The 18,425-nt window shown below is 69.7% G+C and carries 16 protein-coding genes; 9 read left to right on the top strand and 7 right to left on the bottom strand.

Annotated features, from left to right (window positions below; all coding sequences use genetic code 11):
* Positions 1-23 precede the first annotated feature (23 nt).
* The 3 genes from OIB37_RS14680 to OIB37_RS14690 all read left to right on the top strand — a co-directional run bounded on the left by OIB37_RS14680 (position 24) and on the right by OIB37_RS14690 (position 2,593).
* Complete coding sequence (locus tag OIB37_RS14680) at positions 24-1,091, top strand: Gfo/Idh/MocA family protein (RefSeq protein ID WP_330458036.1); 1,068 nt, start codon at positions 24-26, stop codon at positions 1,089-1,091.
* Positions 1,091-1,591 (top strand): heme-degrading domain-containing protein, encoded by a 501-nt coding sequence (locus OIB37_RS14685; RefSeq protein WP_330458037.1) that lies wholly within the window; start codon positions 1,091-1,093, stop codon positions 1,589-1,591. Before OIB37_RS14680 ends, OIB37_RS14685 begins: the two co-directional genes overlap by 1 nt.
* A 99-nt stretch (positions 1,592-1,690) precedes the next feature.
* Positions 1,691-2,593, top strand: a complete 903-nt coding sequence (locus OIB37_RS14690; protein ID WP_330458038.1) for an LLM class F420-dependent oxidoreductase — start codon at positions 1,691-1,693, stop codon at positions 2,591-2,593.
* 216 nt (positions 2,594-2,809) lie between these two features.
* Here the strand turns inward: OIB37_RS14690 and OIB37_RS14695 are convergent, their stop codons facing one another.
* From OIB37_RS14695 to OIB37_RS14710, 4 genes are all read right to left on the bottom strand, one after another.
* Positions 2,810-3,700, bottom strand: a complete 891-nt coding sequence (locus OIB37_RS14695) for a fumarylacetoacetate hydrolase family protein (protein ID WP_330458039.1) — start codon at positions 3,698-3,700, stop codon at positions 2,810-2,812.
* A 156-nt stretch (positions 3,701-3,856) separates the two neighbouring features.
* Positions 3,857-4,573 (bottom strand): YidC/Oxa1 family membrane protein insertase, encoded by a 717-nt coding sequence (locus OIB37_RS14700; RefSeq protein WP_330458040.1) that lies wholly within the window; start codon positions 4,571-4,573, stop codon positions 3,857-3,859.
* 145 nt (positions 4,574-4,718) lie between these two features.
* Positions 4,719-5,045 carry a DUF6412 domain-containing protein gene (locus tag OIB37_RS14705; RefSeq protein ID WP_330458041.1) on the bottom strand — a complete coding sequence of 109 codons (327 nt, stop codon included), beginning with the start codon at positions 5,043-5,045 and terminating at the stop codon, positions 4,719-4,721.
* A 43-nt stretch (positions 5,046-5,088) separates the two neighbouring features.
* Positions 5,089-5,616, bottom strand: coding sequence for a winged helix-turn-helix transcriptional regulator (locus OIB37_RS14710; RefSeq protein WP_330458042.1), 528 nt, complete (start codon positions 5,614-5,616; stop codon positions 5,089-5,091).
* A gap of 68 nt (positions 5,617-5,684) precedes the next feature.
* Here OIB37_RS14710 and OIB37_RS14715 point away from each other — a divergent pair, with 68 nt between their 5' ends.
* The 6 genes from OIB37_RS14715 to OIB37_RS14740 all read left to right on the top strand — a co-directional run bounded on the left by OIB37_RS14715 (position 5,685) and on the right by OIB37_RS14740 (position 12,969).
* A complete protein-coding gene (locus OIB37_RS14715) occupies positions 5,685-7,169 on the top strand; it encodes an MFS transporter (RefSeq protein ID WP_330458043.1) in 1,485 nt (494 codons plus the stop codon).
* Between the two features lie 142 nt (positions 7,170-7,311).
* A complete protein-coding gene (locus tag OIB37_RS14720) occupies positions 7,312-8,322 on the top strand; it encodes an SEC-C domain-containing protein (protein ID WP_330458044.1) in 1,011 nt (336 codons plus the stop codon).
* Positions 8,323-8,354: 32 nt separating this feature from the next.
* Positions 8,355-8,777 (top strand): very short patch repair endonuclease, encoded by a 423-nt coding sequence (locus tag OIB37_RS14725; RefSeq protein WP_330458045.1) that lies wholly within the window; start codon positions 8,355-8,357, stop codon positions 8,775-8,777.
* 135 nt (positions 8,778-8,912) lie between these two features.
* Positions 8,913-11,027 carry a helix-turn-helix transcriptional regulator gene (locus OIB37_RS14730; protein WP_330458046.1) on the top strand — a complete coding sequence of 705 codons (2,115 nt, stop codon included), beginning with the start codon at positions 8,913-8,915 and terminating at the stop codon, positions 11,025-11,027.
* On the top strand, positions 11,024-12,001 hold the full coding sequence (locus tag OIB37_RS14735) for a hypothetical protein (RefSeq protein WP_330458047.1): 978 nt from the start codon (positions 11,024-11,026) through the stop codon (positions 11,999-12,001). The genes OIB37_RS14730 and OIB37_RS14735 overlap by 4 nt, the downstream gene beginning before the upstream one ends.
* Positions 12,001-12,969 (top strand): DUF6339 family protein, encoded by a 969-nt coding sequence (locus OIB37_RS14740; RefSeq protein ID WP_330458048.1) that lies wholly within the window; start codon positions 12,001-12,003, stop codon positions 12,967-12,969. Before OIB37_RS14735 ends, OIB37_RS14740 begins: the two co-directional genes overlap by 1 nt.
* Positions 12,970-12,979: 10 nt before the next feature.
* Here OIB37_RS14740 and OIB37_RS14745 read toward each other — a convergent pair whose 3' ends face one another.
* The 3 genes from OIB37_RS14745 to OIB37_RS14755 all read right to left on the bottom strand — a co-directional run bounded on the left by OIB37_RS14745 (position 12,980) and on the right by OIB37_RS14755 (position 18,403).
* Positions 12,980-14,197 carry a DNA cytosine methyltransferase gene (locus tag OIB37_RS14745; RefSeq protein ID WP_330458049.1) on the bottom strand — a complete coding sequence of 406 codons (1,218 nt, stop codon included), beginning with the start codon at positions 14,195-14,197 and terminating at the stop codon, positions 12,980-12,982.
* Between the two features lie 65 nt (positions 14,198-14,262).
* Entirely contained in the window at positions 14,263-15,300 is a 1,038-nt protein-coding gene (locus tag OIB37_RS14750; RefSeq protein ID WP_330458050.1) for a DNA cytosine methyltransferase, read from the bottom strand.
* A gap of 124 nt (positions 15,301-15,424) precedes the next feature.
* The gene (locus OIB37_RS14755; protein ID WP_330458051.1) at positions 15,425-18,403 is read right to left on the bottom strand and encodes a Z1 domain-containing protein; all 2,979 of its coding nucleotides are present in this window, start codon (positions 18,401-18,403) and stop codon (positions 15,425-15,427) included.
* Between the last annotated feature and the right edge of the window lie 22 nt (positions 18,404-18,425).

Here is an 18,425-nt window from a genome sequence, read left to right on the forward strand (position 1 = left end):
ACAGCGTTGCGAAAGTAGGACGCATGACTGGTACCCCCCTCCGCGTCGGCCTCATCGGCTACGGCCTCGCAGGCTCCGTCTTCCACGCCCCGCTGATCGCGGCCACCGAGGGCCTCGCCCTGGACACGGTGGTCACCGCGAACCCGGAACGGCAGGAGCAGGCCCGCGCCGAGTTCCCGGACGTCCGTATCGCCGCCACCGCCGAGGAACTGTTCGACCGCGCCGACGAGCTGGACCTGATCGTCATCGCGTCCCCGAACAAGACGCACGTCCCGCTCGCCACCACCGCGCTGAAGGCGGGTCTGCCGGTCGTGGTGGACAAGCCCGTCTCCGGCACCGCCGCCGAGGCCCGCGAGCTGGCCGCCCTCGCCGACGAGCGCGGCCTGCTGCTGTCGGTCTTCCAGAACCGCCGCTGGGACAACGACTTCCTGACCCTGCGCAAGCTGCTCGACGAGGGCGCGCTCGGCGACGTCTGGCGCTTCGAGTCCCGCTTCGAGCGCTGGCGCCCGCAGCTCAAGGGCGGCTGGCGCGAGTCCGGCGACCCGGCGGAGATCGGAGGTCTGCTCTACGACCTCGGCAGCCACGTCGTCGACCAGGCCCTGGTGCTCTTCGGCCCGGTCACCGAGGTCTACGCCGAGACCGTCGCCCGCCGCGCCGGCGCGGAGACGGACGACGACACCTTCATCGCGCTCACCCACGCAAGCGGCGTCCGCTCCCACCTGTACGTCTCCGCGACCACCGCCCAGCTCGGCCCGCGCTTCAGGGTGCTGGGCTCGGAGGCCGGCTACGTGAAGCACGGCCTGGACCCGCAGGAGGCGGCGCTGCGCGAGGGCCTGCGCCCCGGCCCCGCCTGGGGCGGGGAGCCCGAGACCCTGTGGGGCCGCCTGGGCGCCGGCGAGTCCCCGCTGACCGACGGCGGCCGTCCCGTGCCGACCGTGCCCGGCGACTACCCCGCCTACTACGCGGCCGTGGCGGCGGCCGTCACCGGCGACGGACCCAACCCGGTGACCGCCCTGGAGGCGGCCGACGCCCTCGACGTACTGGAGGCGGCCGCCCGGTCCGCCCGCGACAAGGTGACGGTGACCCTCTGATGCACCACCCGCAGATCACCCCGAAGTTCGCCCCCGAGATCACCCCGAGCGTGGAGGAACTGGAGGCTCAGGAACGCCACCTGGTCTTCCGGCAGTTCACCTACGACGACGCGTGGACCATCGGCTCGCTCCTGGTCGAGCTGGCCCGGGAGCGCCAGGCCCCGGTCGCCATCGACATCCACCGCGCGGGCCAGCAGCTCTTCCACGCCGCCCTGCCCGGCTCCACCCCGGACAACGACGCCTGGATCGCCCGCAAGCGCCGGGTGGTGGAGCGCTACGGCGCCTCCTCCTACCTGGTCGGCGCCCGCTTCCGCGCCAAGGGCACGACGTTCGAGGACTCCTCGCGCCTCGACGCCGACACCTACGCGGCCCACGGCGGCTCCTTCCCGATCCACGTCGAGAACGTCGGCGTCGTCGGCTCGGTGACCGTCTCCGGTCTGCCGCAGCTCCAGGACCACCGCTTCGTGGTGGAGGTTCTGGAGCGGTTCCTGGGCAAGTAGCCCGAGCGGGGGATTACCGCGCGGCTCCCTCCGGTCGGGAGGTGCGTGCCGGACGATCAGGACGGCACAGCACGCACCGGACCGGAGGGAAGGGCCCCGATGAGCGAGTCGGCGGACAGCGCGGGCAGTACGGGCAGCGCGGGTATCAGCAAGGAAGCGATCGGCCGGTACGGCGTCTGGAGCATCGGGCTGCGCTCGGACGACCCGGCCCGGCGCGGCGAGATCTCCGAGGCCGCCGCGGAACTGGAGGAGCTCGGCTACGGCACCGCCTGGCTCGGCGGCAGCAGCGCGCCCCGCAACGCCCTGCCGCTGCTGGAGTCGACCTCCCGTCTGATCGCCGCCACCAGCATCACGAGCATCTGGCAGCACAACGCCGAGGCCAGTGCGGGCGGTTACTTCGAGGTGGAAGCCGCCCACCCCGGCCGCTTCCTGCTCGGACTCGGCATGAGCCACGCCAAGCTCGCGGAGCAGTACCGGCGCCCGCTGTCGGCACTCGTCGCCTACCTCTACGCGCTGGACGGGGCCGGCGTCCCGGCCGGGCGCCGGGTCCTCGCGGCCCTCGGCCCGAAGGCACTGGCGCTCTCCGCCGACCGGTCCCTGGGTGCGATCCCCTACCTCACCACCCCCGAGCACACCGCCCAGGCCCGCGCGCTCCTGGGCGCGGCCCCGCTGCTGGCCCCGGAGCTCGGGGTCGTCCTGGAGACCGACCCGGCCCGCGCCCGCGCCCTCGCCCGCGAGCACCTCGCCTTCTACCTCTCGCTCCCCAACTACACCAACAACTTCCTGCGCCTCGGCTTCACCGAGGAGGACCTGCGCGACGGCGGCAGCGACCGCCTGATCGACGCGCTGTACGCATGGGGCGACGACGACCGCGTCCGCGACCACGTCGACGCCTTCCTCCAGGCAGGCGCGGACCACGTGGCCCTCCAGGTGATCGACGACGGCGCACCGGACGACCTCCCGCGCGAGGCATGGCGGAAGCTCGCACACCTGCTGGGGTGAGCGGTACCGCCCGGCAAGGCGCGGGGAACCGCACGGCCGGCCACCGACCGTCCGCGGTCGGCGGACGCCGCGGCCGAAAATCCTCGCGGTCGGCGGACGCCACGGCCAGAAACCCCCACGGTCGGCGGAGGCCCCGCCCGGGAACCGTCCCCGCCCGGGAACCACCCGCGGCCGGCGGACGCCCGGCCGCGTTACCCCCTGGCCGCGGGCGGAGCCCTACGCGTCCTTGAACTCCTGCCGCTGTCGCCCGAGCCCCTCGACCTCCAGCTCGACGACATCTCCGGCCCGCAGGTACGGCTTCGGCTCGGGTCGTCCGAGCGCGACCCCTGCGGGAGTACCGGTGTTGATGACGTCACCGGGGTACAGGGTCATGAACTGGCTGACGTACCGCACGACTTCACCCACAGGGAAGATCTGCTCGGCCGTCGTCCCGTCCTGCTTGAGCTCGCCGTTCACCCACAGCCGGAGCGACAGCCGCTGCGGGTCGGCGATCTCGTCGGCCGTCACCAGCCAGGGTCCGAGCGGGTTGAACGTCTCGCAGTTCTTCCCCTTGTCCCAGGTGCCGCCCCGCTCGATCTGGAACTCGCGCTCGGACACGTCGTGCGCGACCGCGTACCCGGCGACATGGGCGAGCGCCTGCTCGGCCGACTCCAGGTAGCGAGCCGTACGCCCGATGACCACGGCCAGCTCCACCTCCCAGTCGGTCTTGACCGACCCGCGCGGCACGAGGACGGTGTCGTCCGGGCCGACGACCGTGTCCGGCGCCTTGAGGAAGACGATCGGCTCGGCGGGCGGTTCCGCGCCGGTCTCCCGGGCGTGGTCGTGGTAGTTGAGCCCGACGCAGACGATCTTGCCGATCCGGGCGAGCGGCGGCCCGATCCGCAGCCCGGCCACGCCCGGAGCAGGCAGCGCGGCCGCGTCCGCTGCTGGCAGCGCGGGCAGCTCACCGGCCTCCTCGGCCGCCCGGATCCGGCCGAGCGCGGCGTCGTCGGCGAGGAGCGTGCCGTCGATGTCGGCCACCAGGCCCGACAGATCACGCAGGGTCCCCCCGGCGTCGAGCAGCGCGGGCCGCTCCGCTCCGGCCGTACCGACTCGCAGCAGCTTCATCGTCCGTCACTTCTCCCTCGCTCGCGGGCGCCGCCCGGCCGGCCGCCGATGTGGTGCGGTCATCGGAGGACTGACCGATCCTCCGATCCAGTCATTCAGTCCGCAAGACCCCGTTCACGTATTGGACCGTCACCGGGCGCGCCCTCCCGGAACGGCTCAGCGATACAGCGCGGCCCGCTCCACCGTGCTCCACGCCGTGCTGGTCACGACGTACAGGGCGGCCGCGAGCGGCACCACCGCCACGGTGACGAGCGTGAAGAACGACATGAACGGCATGACCTTGCCGACCGCGCCGAGCCCCGGCACCGGTCCCCCGTCACCGACCGTGACCGTGAGGGGGTTCCCGGCCATCGTCCGCTTGGTACGCCGGTAGTTGAAGGTGGCCACGGCCGCGACGAGGGCGAAGAGGGCGAGGTAGACGAGCCCGGCCGCGCCGAACAGCCCGCCGCCGGCGACGGCGTCGGCCCAGTGGCCGCCGAGCGGCGCGGCGAACAGCTCGTGCGTCAGCAGTCCGTTGCGCTCGCCGCCGATCGCGGAGTGGGAGAAGAGGTGGTAGAGGACGAAGAAGGCCGGCAGTTGGAGCAGGCTGGGCAGGATGCCGGAGAACGGCGAGACCTTCTCCTCCCGGTGCAGTTCCAGCACCGCCTTCTGCAACCGCTCGGGGTTCTTGGCGTGCCGGGTGCGCAGTTCGGCGATCCTCGGCTGGAGTTCGGCCCGGGCACGCTGGCCGCGGGCGGCGGCCCGGGACAGGGGATGCACGAGGAGTCGTACGAGCGCGGTGAACACAACGATGGCGGCGGCTGCCGCGGAGGCGTGGAACAACGGCTGGAGCAGGTCGGCGAGCTGCTCGACCAGGCGGGCGAAAACGGACATGGCGGGGACCTCCGTGCTGGGGCGCGTCGTGCCGGGTGACACCGGGGCGGTGTGCCGGGGCGGCATGACGACCCGCGCGGGGGTACGCGTGTGAGCCGGTGGGCCGGGGTGGCGGCTCTGGCTCAGTGAGATGACACGGAATGCCCTACGCGCAGGTCGTCGCGAGGGCGTGTCCGGGGGCCCGGGGCCGGCGGCGGCCCGAGGCGTCGGGGTCGCGCTGGGGCAGGAAGGCCGTACGCCGGTCCCGGTCGCGTATCGCCGTACGGACGCGGGTGGGTGGGACGGCGGGCGCGCAGCGGGCGGTGACGAGCGAGGAGACGGCGAGCGCGGAACCGGCCGCGGCGGTCGCGGCGAGCGCGACGGTGGCGGAGAGGCTGCCGGTGTCGAGAAGTACGACCTGGAGCAGCAGCAGATGCATCAGGACCAGCAGGAACGCGGCGGGACGCACCACGGCGGCACGACTGCGGACCATCACCGACTCACCTCCCCCGACGCGCTGTTCTCCGACCGCTCACTTATACCGGATCGGTCTGCAGGGGCTCCAAGAGCCGCTTCGGCCTGAGCAGCGCCCGGCTGACCGGATCCGCCGGGTCGGGATCGAGTCCCGGTCCCGGCACCATGACAACGTCCGGAACGGGTACGACGGTTCCACACGCGGGACATTCGCCGTACGACCCGAGTTCCGTTCCGCATTCCGCGTGCCGGAAGTACCGCAACTGGGCCGTCCGGAAGTTCTCCCGCCCCCAGCGCGACAGCGCCCGCAGCGCGGGCCACAGGGCGATGCCGCGCTCGGTGACGACGTACTCGTCGCGCGGCGGCGACTCCTGGTACCGCCGCTTCTCGAGGATGCCCTCCTCGGTGAGCGCCTTAAGCCGGGCGGAGAGGACGGCGCGGGGGATGCCGAGGTGGACGAGGAAGTCGTTGTAGCGCCGTACGCCGTAGAGCGCGTCGCGGACGACGAGCAGCGTCCACCGCTCACCGACGACCTCGAGCGCGCGGGCGATCGAGCATTCCTGCGTCGCGTAGTCCTTGCCCAGTGCCATGCCGTCCACTGTAACCATTCCCGCCCGAGAGGTTCAATGAATGAACTCACTCGGGTAGGCTGCGAAGCATGGCTAGGTTCAATGAAAGAACCCTCAAGAGCGCGAGGGTGACCGCGAAGGCACCCGAAGCCGGCACGCCCCCACGGCCCGCGCCGCTCCCACCACCCGCGCACGCCCGCGCCACCCTGGCCCTGACCAGCGCGGCGACCGCCGTGGCCCTGATGACGTACACGGCCCCGATGGTCACGCTCCCGGACACGGCCGCCGCCCTCCACACCCCCCTCTCCGCCCAGGCCTGGCTGCTGAACGGCACCCCGCTGGGTCTGGCCGCCCTGCTGCTGGTGGCCGGCAGCCTGGCCGACGACTACGGCCGCCGCCGCGTCTTCCTCGCCGGCACGCTCGCCCTCGGCCTGACCACGGCCCTGGGCGGCCTGACCACCTCGACCTGGCTCTTCACCCTGGCCCGCGTCGCCCAGGGCGCGGCGAGCGCGGCGATCCTGGCGAGCAGCCTGGGCCTGCTGGTGGCGGCGTTCCCGACCCCGCGCGGCCGCCTCCACGCGACCGGCGTGTGGGGCGCGTTCGTCAGCGGCGGCATAGCCGCGGGCCCGCTGATCGCCGGCGCGATGCCGTCCTGGCGGGTGGCGTACGGCGCCCTGGGCGCGGCGGCACTGCTGGTGGCGGCGCTCGGCCTGCGCCCGCTGACCGAGTCGAAGGCACCCCGGGGCGGCCGCCCCGACATCCCCGGCGCCCTGACCTTCGGCGGAGCGCTGGTGGCCCTGGTGGCGGCGCTGACCCTGGGCCGGGACGGCTGGCTGCGCACACCGGTCGCCCTGCTGCTGGTGGCGTCAGTGGCTCTGGGAACCCTCTTCACCCTGCTGGAACGCCGCGCCCGCACCCCCATGATCGACCTGTCCCTCCTGCGCCGGCCCCGCTTCCTGGCCTCCTCGGCGGGCGGCCTGTTCACCGGCCTCACGGTCATCGGCCTCTTCAGCTACCTCCCGGCACTCCTCCAGCAGACCCTGCACCTGACCCCGATGAACACGGCCTGGTTGCTCCTGCTGTGGTCCGGCCTGTCCTTCACGGTGGCCCTCCAGGCCAAGCGGCTGGCGGGCCGGATCAGCGCGCGCCGGCAACTGGCCGTGGGCTTCCTCCTCCACGCGGCGGGCGCCCTGACGATGCTCGGCGCGACAGCCTCGGGCTCGTGGGTACGACTGCTGCCGGGCCTGCTGATCGGCGGCGTGGGCAGCGGCCTGCTGAACGCCGCGCTCCCCCTGCTGTCGGTGGAGTCGGTACCGCCCGCGCGGGCCGCGATGGGCTCCGGCGCCCAGCAGACCTTCCGCTACATCGGCTCCTGCGCGGGCGTGGCCCTCACCATCGCCCTGGTCACCTCCTCGGGCGGCGACCTGGCACGCGGCGCGAACGTGGCGATGGCGGTGTCGGCCGGACTGGCCGCGCTCGGGGCGGTGTGCGTGGGGGTTCTGCGGGAAAGCGAGGAACGGCGGACGGACGGACAAGAAAGTGCCGGCGGGATAGCGGCGAAGGCGAACGGGTAGGGGTGGCGAAGGCCGTGCACACGGTGCCCGATCCCGCAAAACCCCAGGAACGCCCATGACAACGAGGACCACCGAGCAGGCGAGCGCGGACGATCAGCCGCCCCCTCCTCCTCTGTCACCCCTCGGCAGTACGGTGTCACCCATGCGCCCCGACACGCCTGCCGAGAACGTCGACCACACCGCCGAAGCGGCACGCCTGGAGCGGACCGCCGGCCTGTACCCCGAGGACACCGAGGCCCTGCTCCTGCGAGCCGCGGCCCACCTGGAACTCTCCGGCGACCGCCCCGCCGCGTCCGCGCTCTACGACCGCCTGCTGGCCGACGACGCCTCCCTGGAGAACCCCCACCTGGTCCGCGCCCTGAAGGCGTCGAACCTCTGGGAGTACGGCCACGAGGCGGAGGCCAGGGCGATCATCGACGGCATCCGCATGTCCGCCCCGCACGACCCGGCCCCCTGGGTGATCGTCGCGGAGTCCCTGGAGGCCCACGACGAGTTGGAGGCGGCGGCGGAGACGTACACGGAGGCGGCGCGCCTGCTGCTGACGGACGCCGCGGAGCCCCCGCACGCGACGCACCCCCTCCTCTACGGCCGCCACCGGGTCCGCCGCATGCTGGGCCTGGCCCACGACGACTGGGACACCCTGGCGGACACCCTGCACACCTCGCCGGTCTCCCTGGACGAACTCCACGACCCCAAGCGCGTATGGTCCCTCGGCTCGGACAACCCGGCGGAGCTGGAGGCGGAGATCTCCCGCCTCCGCGCGGAACTCGGCGCCTACCGCGAGGCGTTGTCCCGCCCGTTCCCGGTGGCGATGCTGCACTGGCCGGCCACCGAACTGACGGAACTCCTCTCGGCGTACCCGACCCTGACCGCGGAGTACCCCTCCCACCCCGAGCACCTCGCGACCATAGAGTCCTCCCTCCGCGAACTCTCCACCTCCGGCACCCCGAACCTGGGCATCGTCACGGGCACGGTCCCCTCCTACGAGGCCTTCGCGGCCTCGGAGGGCGCCTCCCCGGAGGACACGACCTTGCTGCCCCAGTACGCGACGACTTTGGCGGCCCGGGGGCGCGCTGCGGCTTGGCCGCCGGAGCGGGTGGCTGCTTGTTGGTGTGGGTCGGGGCGGGGCTATGGGGAGTGCCACGGGGCATAGCCTGAGGGTGGAAGAGAAAGACGCGACAGACGGTGGAGACCACACCCGAGACCCGTGCCCGGATGCGCCTACAGAAGAGCCGGAACACGGAAGTCGAGATGACATTGCGCCGGGCTCTGCACGCGGCGGGGCTGCGGTATCGGGTTCACCGCAAGCCCCTGAAGGGCGTCAGGCGTGAGGCCGACGTGCTCTTCGGCCCGGCGAAAGTGGCCGTGTTCGTGGACGGATGCTTCTGGCACGGCTGCCCGGAGCATGCCACCTGGCCGAAGAGCAACGCGGAATTCTGGCGTACGAAGATCGAGGGAAACCGCCGACGAGATCGGGATACCGACGAACGGCTAGCGTCGGCCGGCTGGCTGTCCGTACGGGTCTGGGAACACGAGGATCCTGCCGTGGCCGCCGCTCGCGTTCTCGCCGTCGTGACGACGCGCCGGGCCGGAACCGTAGGCGCGTAATCGGCGATCGCGCCTTCACGGAACGGCTGTCAGATTATTTTTGACATGCTCACCTTCGTCAAAAAGCTGCTAACCTGTGCGATCCACGCTGACGCACGGCGGGGGGGGATCCCCGGGCAGGAGGCATGACGCACGATGCCGGATTCGGCACCACACTCCCCGCACGGCGAGGCCTTCGGTCCCTGGCTGCGACGTCAGTTGCAGCGGACCGACATGTCGCAGGCCGACCTGGCCAACAAACTGGACAAGACCCGCGCCGCCGTTTCCGCGTGGATCAACGGTCGTGCCGAGCCTCGCGAGGAGACCAAGGCCCGCATCGCCGAGATCCTGGGTACGGACCTCGTTTCCGTCGTGACGCGCACGACGGACGTACCGATCAGTCGACCGATCCGCTGGCACCACCGGCCGGCGCACACCGACGGTGGCCGTGAGTACGGCAATGCCGCCGCGTTCGCGTTCGACGCCGATCTCTCGGTGCTGGCACGCGAGGCGACCCAGAACTCTCTGGACGAGCGTTGTGACGTCCGCTCACCGGTTCGCGTCCATTACACGTTGCACGAGTTGGACGGAGCGCACCTCGACGCCTTCCTCGACGCGCTGCACTGGGGCGAGCTGGTCGCTCACTACGAAGAGTCCTCGCGTGGCAACCAGAAGGTCTCCCGAAGTCTTCGCTCCGCGTTGAGCGATCTCTCGCAGGAGCGAAGGCTGCGCCTCCTGCGGATCGACGACTACAACGCGGCGGGCCTCACGGGGCCGGAGTACAGCGACGGACGGTTCGCCGCGGTCGTCCGTCGTCAACTGGACAGTCACAAGGTCACGGCCGGTCGAGCGGGCGGCTCGTACGGCCTCGGCAAGGCCACTCTCTGGGCGACCAGCCGCTTCGGCCTCGTGCTGATCAACTCGACGCTGTCGGAGCCACACGAGGGACGCACCGCCGGTCGGGTCGTCGGGCGCCTGGACCTGCCCTGGCACGAGGTGGCCGGTGAGGCCTTCGCGGGGCCGGCCTGGCTCGGCGAGCCGGACACCGAACCGGAACACGAGGGGATCTCCCGCTCCTGGTGGGCGGACGACGAAACACTGCGCAGGCTCCACCTGCGTCGTTCCGGCAAGGAGCCCGGCACGTCCTTCCTCATCGTGGGCGCGTACGACGCATCCGGAGCCACCGAGACACTCCAGGAGATGCACGACAAGCTCGTCCGGTCACTCGCCGACGACTTCTGGGCGGCGATGATCGGAGGCCGAACCGCCGGACCCTTGCTCGAAGCGCGCGTCACCACCCTGCGCAACGGCGAGACCTATCTGCCCGAACAGCAGGTCGACCCGCATGCCCATCACCCGGCGCTCAGCCGTGCTCTCCAGGCATACCTTGACGGAGAGACCGTCGAAGAGCTGACGGCCGCAGACCAAGTGGTCCGCGCCGACGTCCCGTTGGTCGTATCGCCGTTGAAGGATCAGGGGCGGCCCCGTGACAAGGGGCGCGAACATCAGGCCGTACTCCTACTCACCCCGGCCGACGACAGCGACACGCGCATCAACCAAGTGATCTGCATGCGGGGCAATCGCATGACCATCACCGAGCAGCGTCCGCGGGACCTGCCTCTCGGCACTCCGTCCTTCCAGGCCGTCCTGCTCGCCGGATACGCGACGGGTAGGGCCGGTGAAGACGTGGCACTGGCCGAGGCCTTCCTGCGCGCTTCCGAGCCGCCCGAGCACGATCGGTGGGATCGCACCGAGGAGTTGACGACGACCTACCAACGGGGGGCTCTGGCACGGCTGAAGGAGTTCCGGTCGGCCATCGACCAGACGGTTCGCTCGCTCGTGGGCAAGCGGGACGTCACGCGCAGCGGCGGACCCTCGGCGCTGCGAGAGCTTCTGAAGCTCGACACAGGTGCGGGGGCGGGTGGCCGTCGGGCCCAGTCCTTCCCGACGGTGCGCAACGTCGAGGCCCGCATCGACGACCGTGGGGCATGGCACGTCACCGTCCACCTGAGACTGCCGGACGCCGAGGACCCCTGGGTGCTGGCTCCGGTCGCAAAGTTCGACGTGCGTTCGGGCGGCCGGCCTTCCGTGGAGTGGGAACTGCTCGTCGGATCCGAGACCTGCCGCGCAAAGAACGGCACGATCGTCATCGAGCCCGGTGTTCGCACGGCGGTGTTCAGCGGCGTGACCAACCCGGCCAGCCATCCGGTCCGGGGCGGCTACGCCCGACTCGCGGTGGACGTGCCCAAGGCCCGTGGAGGTGCGGCGTGAAGCCGGTGTTCCCCTATCCCACGCTCCTCGGCGATGTGTCGTGCGACGTCGTCTCGGTCGCTGTGGACGGAAAACCCCTCCCCTACACGAAGGTCTCGCCCACGGAGCGTGTGGTCGCCCTGCACCAATCCGGGCGCGCGGGCTGGGAGGCAGCGGTTCTGGACCTCCGCGTGACCCTTCCGCAAGCCGAGGTGCGGGACGGCCCCTGGCAGGACGTGAGCTGCCTGGCGGTTCTGACCGAGAAGGCCACCAACGCTCGCACGACCGCCCGGCTCCGCCCTGCCATGGACGGTCCCATGACCGGGTCGATCGCCCTGTCGCGCGTCGCCCACCTACGGCGTGCGACGTTGTCTCTGCTGGTCGTGGCGACCGTGGACGGAGTCCCGGGCCGCCTCGTTGGCTCCGCGGAGGACGACTGGTATATCGATCTCGAGGAGACGACGCCGGTCCGGCAACGAGAGATCGAGATCGTGGAAGTCGACTTCCGGGACGGCCCGCACCCGTGGTTGCGCCCCTTCAAGGAGTCTCCGTGGATCGTCGAGACCGCCGGTGACATGCCCACGGTCTACCTCAACACCGGGGCAGTCGAGGGCCTGATGGAGGTACTGAGGGGCCGCGGTGGCAGTCCGACGGAACGGGTGGTCCGCGAGGTGACCGCCTCTCAGATCGCCCAGGACGCATGGACCGCGATGTTCCACACGGCCGCCGGTGACTTGGAAACCGACGAGGACGGCACCCCGGTGATGCCCACGGGGTGGCGTGAGGCGGTACTGCGCACGATGCTGCCCGACGTGCTGCCCGGACGACAGCTCACCGACGCGCTGTACGAGATCAACGAACGCCGCGCGAAGGGCTTCGGATGGTCGGAACTGCAGACGGGCATCCAGTACGCGTCCGGTCGCCGCGCGCAGATCGCGAAGAAACTGACGCACGCGGTGCGCACCGTCGACCGCGCCGAGAGGAGCACCGACTGATGTCGCGTCGCGCACCCTTCGACGTCCCCGAGGTGCTCGGCCTGCTGCCCGACTCGGCCGTCGCCAAGCATCTGAGTCGTGGCATGCAGGCAGGCCAGGAGAACCCGCCCCAAGTGGTTCTGCGCAAGGCGAGCACGTCCTTCTCGGACAACGCGGCCCGATGGCGCAGCGCGCCCGTTCGGGAGCTCGTCGAGCAAGCCATGACGCGATTCGACGACGAGCGCAGCGCCGCCGACGGCTGGCTCGCTCCTCGCCTGCACGCCACCCTCCGCATGACGCGTTCCGAGGCCGGCGATCGCAGGCTGTGGAACCATATCGCGATGCTCGTCGCTCCCGACTACGTGGTCTGGCGCCACAAGGGAGCGGAGATCGCGCAGAGTTCCCGCTTCTGCGGACCGCACTACACGCAGTGTTTCTCCCGCTTGTGGTGGGTCGCCGAGCTCTTCCGGGACGGGCCCGACTACCGCCCCGTGCAGATCGCCTGCGCTGTCCAGGACGTCCTCAACACCACCCTGCGTCTGGATGTCATCGACCACCGGCCGACCGCGCAGGCCCTGGTACGCGTCTTCGACCGGCTGTTCTCGTCCGGTACGCCGCGCCCGGGCGATCACGTCAACGCGCTTTCCTCCGCCGTCAACGCCGCCGGCAGCACACTCGTCTACGACGTCCTGGCTCCCGACGCTTCCCCGCTCGTGGAGGAGCTCCACGACTGGATCGCCGCAGCGGAGGAAGCGGCGCCGGTTCGCTGGGATAGGTTGCCGGACGGGCCGGACGACGGTGGAGTGCAGGCCGGGGCGGTCGATGCACTCGTGCCCCTCTTCGACAAGCTCCTGGCCGAGGCTCCGCTTCGCCGTCGAGGCCGCGTGCCGGACGAGGAGGAAGACCTCACTCCGACGCCCACCGTCCCCGAGCAGCGGCAAGGAGTGAGCCTCGACAAGAATCTGCCACCTTGGATGCACCAGGGGTGAAGAGGCGGGCTCAGGCCTGTGTGTCGGTGTCGGTGTCGGTGTCGGCAGGAACGCCTTGCTCCCCCGCTCGCGATCGCCAGCGCAGGAGTTCTCCCCTGGCGTCCTGGGGGATGCCATGGTCGAGAGCGGCGCTCAGCACGTGCACACCGAACCACGGTGGTACCGCGTTGCCGATCTGTTGGGCCTGGTCGTTACCCCGCCACGGGTACCGGTAGGGGAATGTCTGGAAGACGCCGGCTTCCTCGTTGCTCAGGCGCTCCATCTCGGTCTCTCGGGCGTCCAGACCCACAATCCGGTTACGCTTCCACTTACCGGTGATGGTCGCGGACGGTTGGTCGGATTCTCGACGTCCCCGAGCCTTGGGGTCACCGCCACTGCCGTAGTTGGACACAACGCAGAACGGCATCGTGCGCGGGGTTGCCTCCTCCACGCACGCGTACACGTCCCGAAGAGCACCAGCCATCGACACCCAGGGCTCACGACCACCGGACACAACCTCACCAGCGCGCACTCCCTTGCGGTACTGGTGGTGCGTCGCGGCCAAGAAGTCCTTGGGAATCTCGGTATGCCGTGCCACGAGCACTGCCCGCCGACGTGTTTGAGGAACCCCGTACTGCTCCGTGTGATAGACCTTCGCCGAAGTCTGATACCCGACAGCCTTCAGCACCTTCTCGTACTCGTGCCAGACCTCGATGACGGAGGGCACCTGCTCGAGGACGATCACGTCGAACGGGCGAGGCTCGTTCTCCTCGTGGCGAGGACGAAGCATCGCCTCGAAGATCCACCGCAGAGGCTGGAGGACCAGCCCGGTCCGCTCGTCTTCGAGCTTGTCCAGTTCGCGCTGGATGTCCTCCCAGGTTTCCCCGTTCATCCCCGCCTTCTCACGCGTGTACCAAGCGTGCATGCGGTGGATGAATCCGGTGACGAGATCGAAAGCCTTGCGCCCCGAACCGCTTCCCGCGATGGAGAACGTCTGACAAGGGGGTCCCCCTGCCAGCACGGTGCAGTCCTTGAAGTCGGGGTGGTCCGGTCCGAAAAAACGGACGTCGCCGTGAACGGTCCTCAGGCCCGCGGCGAGCCTTGTGGCCACCGCGTCGTCGTCCCACTCGATGCCGATCGACGGAATACCGAGGACTTCCGCCCCCAAATCCAGCCCACCCGGCCCCGCGAAGAGGTCGACAATGTGCCAAGGCAGCCGTTGCGGCTGATCGGGTGGTGCGCTGGTCATGGTGGGGAAGTCTATCGGCCGGTCGACGCATGCCATCCCGCCTTCACCATTCACCCCTCCACGGATCACCGCCGATCCCCGGACCGCAGGACTGAAGCGATCGCTTCGCCCACCGCCTGCGCGAGAGGAGGAGGTGTGGCGTTACCCACCTGTCGATAGCGGGCCGTCTTGCGACCGGCGATGAACCACTCGGCAGGGAAGCCCTGCAACAAGGCCACCTGTTCGACGGTAAGAGGAACGCGTCCGCTCCGTCCGGCGACAGGATTCCAGGAGAAGTCGGCCCCTGGGACCAGATCCGCCACGGTCACCCCGTCCACGCCGATACGCTCCCACTTCCGCTTGGCGCCGGTCGGGCCGAGGTCCGCTCCCCCGCGATCCCAGGAGCCGCCGACGATGGTGGGGGCGATCACATCGGCCTGGGCAGCCCACCTGGCGGCGTCGGGCCACCCCCGCTCCCCCATGGAGTCCAGCAGAGTCCGTCCGACGGTCGGCGGGGGCCCCTGGTGCGGCTTGGGCCACTCGAATCGCTCGATCAGATCGTCCTTGAAAGCGACGAGCAGGCCCACTTCTCGGCTCTGCGGGACGCCGAAGTCCTTGGCGTTGAGGACGTGCCACCGGAATCGGTACCCAAGGTGGCCAAGCTCCTCCGCGACGGACGCGCGGATCGGTTCGTACTCGTCTTTCCGCACCAGGTCGGGCACGTTCTCCAGGAGGACTGCACGCGGCTGCACTCCGTAGATCAAGTCCACCGCGGCCCCGAGTACCGCGAGCTCCGCGTCGTCGCCTCTGGTGCGGGTGGCAGTCGCCGGGGACTTCACCCGCGGCAGACCACCCGAGAGCAGCTGGACATCGTAGACCTGCTGATCCTCCGCGGGATCGAAGGCTGCGAGATCCACTTCACGAACGTCCCAGCCCGGGCGGTTGGCACGCAGGGTCTCGCACGCGATCGGACGGTTGTCGAGAAGCAGCACGGGATCGAAGCCCGCGCGTTCGAGACCCAGCGCGAGGCCTCCCGCCCCGGCGCAGATCTCCAGCGCGGTGAGCCTGCCCGGCTGTGCCAGATCGCCGCGATCAGCGGCGAGCACCACGTTCCCCCCGATCATGATGGTGCCGCTCCCCCGTCGTCCCGAACACAGATCGTTCCCGCCCGCCGGCCGACCTGGTCGGCCGGCGGAATCCCCGTGATCGAGGTTACCGGCCGGCCGACCTGGCTGTGGGTCCTCCCGATCAGCGAGCGTCGATGATCGCTTGCCCCTCCTTGGCCGAGTCGATCGTCGTGAAGCGCACGACACGACCGTCGGCACGGCGGGCCGTGGAAGGGGCGACGAAAGAGAAGGCCATGGTGATCTTCTCCGGATCGAGGCGTCCGTCCTCGGCGATGGCGCCCCGATGCTTCGATTCGACCACGGGGTACACGATCACGACGCCGCGGCGGGGAGCGACGAGATTCTCCGTGCCGCTGTCGCCCGAATCCGCGAGACTCCCCGCGATGCGGAGCGGCACCGCACGGTGCTTGGGCTCGCTGATCGCACCGAAGAGAGGATCTCGTCGCCGATCGCGCCCGAACCACGCGAAGGAACGGTTGCCGGCCCCCAGGGCGAGACGCTGGCCGCGCTTCGTGTGCTGGGGGGCGATGACCAGCCAGTCGTCGACGTCCGGCGAGCCGCCCTCGTTGATCTCGGCCAGGTAGGCCAGATGCGGCTCGAACTGAGAGGGCGCCCCCCAGCGCACATCGCGAATCAGATCGAGGAATTCCGTCGTGCCGAGCCGCCCGATGAAGGCGTCGAATCGATGAGTGACGGCCTCGCGCGACCCTTCGGCGGGGAAGTGGTACGCAAGCGATGCGGGGGTGGGTGACAAGGCTTCCAGAACAGGGGTCCAGAGGTTGGTGTTGAACCGCACGTCGGTAGCCTTGGCCGGATAGGCCGTGGGCTCTTGCCACTCGCCCGGAGAGCGCAGCTCGACCAGTCGTGCGTTGTACATCTTGTTCGGGCTGGTCGGCTTGAGCCACGGCAGGTGCTGAGAGACCAGCGGTGGCACCTGATCGGGAGTGACCTGGGGCTTGCCATCGATCATCGTCGCGTACTGCTTCAGTTCCGTGCGGAACGTCTCTTCATCCAGACAGATCGCCTCGAAACCGGCATACAGGTCGATCTCCTTGGCTCCCATCGTCTCGGCACGGCCGAGAAACAGGCGTACGAGGTCCCGGTAGCCCTCCCGGAAGCCGAACCAACGGCCCATCTGCATGAGCGTGGAGGCATTGCCCGCTCGACGACGGAAATACGAGACGGTCAGCCCTTCGACGGTGAAACCACGTGCAAGTTTCTGCCCGCCTATGAGGATCTTCCAGATGGAGCGCTTGTCGAAATCGGCTTCGCCCGTCTCGATGTCCTTGTCGCCGTTGACGACGATGATGGGGTTGTCGTCACCGCCGATACGGGTGACGGCAGGCCCCACGTATGGAGCGAGTTCGTCGTACGAAGGCGGCACGGCGTGGCCGTCGGCGCGGACGGCCGACACGGGGGCGAGGTCCTTTTCGAAGAGCTCGCGCAGGCGCTGATGCCCCGTCGGCCCCATGTATCCCGCGTTCCACCACATCCCGGTCACCTTGCTCAGGAGTTCCCGGTGCACCTCGGTGCGTACCGACTCGTGAATGAGCATGGTGTGATGCTGGAAATACCGATCCCCCAGACCTCCGCGGTCCTCTCGGTACAGCTTCATCGCCGCCGTGAGGACGAACATGTCCATGGCCTGCTGGAGGCAGAAGTCGTCGTCCCCGTTTTCGTCGTGCACGGTGATGTTGCGAACGTGAGCGAGTTCGTTGGAGTTGGCGACGGTACGCTCCTCCTCCGGGACGGCCGAGTCGAGGTCGTGGAAGTCGCGGGCTCCCATGTAGCCGTCGGGGCGGGGCAACGAGACGATGAAGTCTTTGGGGAAGATGTCCTCGGCGTTGCTGGGATCGACGAATACGTTGGCGTACGGAGTGGCCGTGTAACCGACGTACTGGGCACGCGGCAAGAGCTGGAGCAGCTCCGAGATCTTCAGGTTGATGGCGCTGCGCTCGGCGTCGGGCTTGGTGAGGTTGGACGTGTTGACCGATGCCTCGTCGGACTCGTCATCGATGATCAGGACGGGAATCTCGGAGAGCGGCGTCTTGATCTTCTTGAGATCCTTCACCAGCTTTCCCAGCACGGTCTTGTGCTTCTTGACCACCATGAGACGCGCCGACGAACGGTGCAGGTTGCGCATGTCGTAGAGCGGGAGTGCCGGCTCCTGCTTCTCGAATTCGAGCGCGGTGATGCCCTGGAGAAGGCTCTTGTAGTCGTCGTCACGGGTGGTGAGGCGCACGATGTCGAACGCGCCGCGGGCGGAGGGAAGGTCGCCGAAACTCGTGAACTTACCTTGGATCCAGGCCGGGTCGTTGGCGTAGTCGGATTCGTATTCGGGGGCACCACGCAGGATGTTCTCCCGGCCGACCAGCTCCATGTCGAGGCGTCGTTGGGTTTGCGCGCGCAGCATGTTGAGGGTGCCGCCAAGGACGATGACCAGTCGGTAACCGGCGTCGACCGCCTTGGCGATGACACCCGCGAAGTTGGCGGTCTTACCCGACTGCACGTAGCCGACGACCAGTCCCTTGGATTGATAGGCCGACGACTGGGTCGGATCCGCCAAGCGCTCGACGACCGCGTCGGTTGCGACGTCGACGCTGGCCACGGCTTCCGGTACCCACCCCTTTCCCTCCAGGTAGGAACGGTACGCGGGCCAGTACCAGGGGCGTCCCTGGAGAGACTGCGGGGTGTACCAGGGAACGAACTCGTCGCTGATGACCACGGGGGCCTCGACGTGCGAGACGGGCACGAGACTGTCCAGCAGCTTGCGCGTCTCCTCGGAGAGGCCGAGCAGGCCGTAGACGTCGTCACGACGCTCCTGGGTCCGCTCGGTGGTGTCCGACCAACCCGGCCCCGGCAGGAAGTCCCAATCCGTCAGCTTCCGGCGCCACACCTCGACCAGAGGATCGGTCGGATGAGAGCGCTCGAGCGCGGCTCGCAGAACGTCTTCACTCGCCAGTTCCTCGGCTTCCGGGGACAGGCTCTCCGCCTGGTACTCCAGCGCGCGCACCAACTTCTTGGGACGGCTGGTGTGCATGTCCGCCAGAGCCGCGTTGAGCAGTTGCAGAAGGATCTCGTCGTTGGGGCTGTTGGTCATGGTCTTCCTCGGGGTACCGGGG

Source organism: Streptomyces sp. NBC_00820 (genome assembly GCF_036347055.1).
Lineage (GTDB): Bacteria > Actinomycetota > Actinomycetes > Streptomycetales > Streptomycetaceae > Streptomyces.

Coding starts and splice junctions, on each gene's coding strand:
- OIB37_RS14740 (WP_330458048.1), top strand. CDS start 12,001: ATGTCGCGTCGCGCACCCTTCGACGTCCCCGAGGTGCTCGGCCTGCTG.
- OIB37_RS14710 (WP_330458042.1), bottom strand. CDS start 5,616: ATGGCACTGGGCAAGGACTACGCGACGCAGGAATGCTCGATCGCCCGC.
- OIB37_RS14700 (WP_330458040.1), bottom strand. CDS start 4,573: ATGTCCGTTTTCGCCCGCCTGGTCGAGCAGCTCGCCGACCTGCTCCAG.
- OIB37_RS14750 (WP_330458050.1), bottom strand. CDS start 15,300: ATGATCGGGGGGAACGTGGTGCTCGCCGCTGATCGCGGCGATCTGGCA.
- OIB37_RS14690 (WP_330458038.1), top strand. CDS start 1,691: ATGAGCGAGTCGGCGGACAGCGCGGGCAGTACGGGCAGCGCGGGTATC.
- OIB37_RS14705 (WP_330458041.1), bottom strand. CDS start 5,045: ATGGTCCGCAGTCGTGCCGCCGTGGTGCGTCCCGCCGCGTTCCTGCTG.
- OIB37_RS14680 (WP_330458036.1), top strand. CDS start 24: ATGACTGGTACCCCCCTCCGCGTCGGCCTCATCGGCTACGGCCTCGCA.
- OIB37_RS14755 (WP_330458051.1), bottom strand. CDS start 18,403: ATGACCAACAGCCCCAACGACGAGATCCTTCTGCAACTGCTCAACGCG.
- OIB37_RS14720 (WP_330458044.1), top strand. CDS start 7,312: ATGCGCCCCGACACGCCTGCCGAGAACGTCGACCACACCGCCGAAGCG.
- OIB37_RS14715 (WP_330458043.1), top strand. CDS start 5,685: ATGGCTAGGTTCAATGAAAGAACCCTCAAGAGCGCGAGGGTGACCGCG.
- OIB37_RS14695 (WP_330458039.1), bottom strand. CDS start 3,700: ATGAAGCTGCTGCGAGTCGGTACGGCCGGAGCGGAGCGGCCCGCGCTG.
- OIB37_RS14730 (WP_330458046.1), top strand. CDS start 8,913: ATGCCGGATTCGGCACCACACTCCCCGCACGGCGAGGCCTTCGGTCCC.
- OIB37_RS14745 (WP_330458049.1), bottom strand. CDS start 14,197: ATGACCAGCGCACCACCCGATCAGCCGCAACGGCTGCCTTGGCACATT.
- OIB37_RS14685 (WP_330458037.1), top strand. CDS start 1,091: ATGCACCACCCGCAGATCACCCCGAAGTTCGCCCCCGAGATCACCCCG.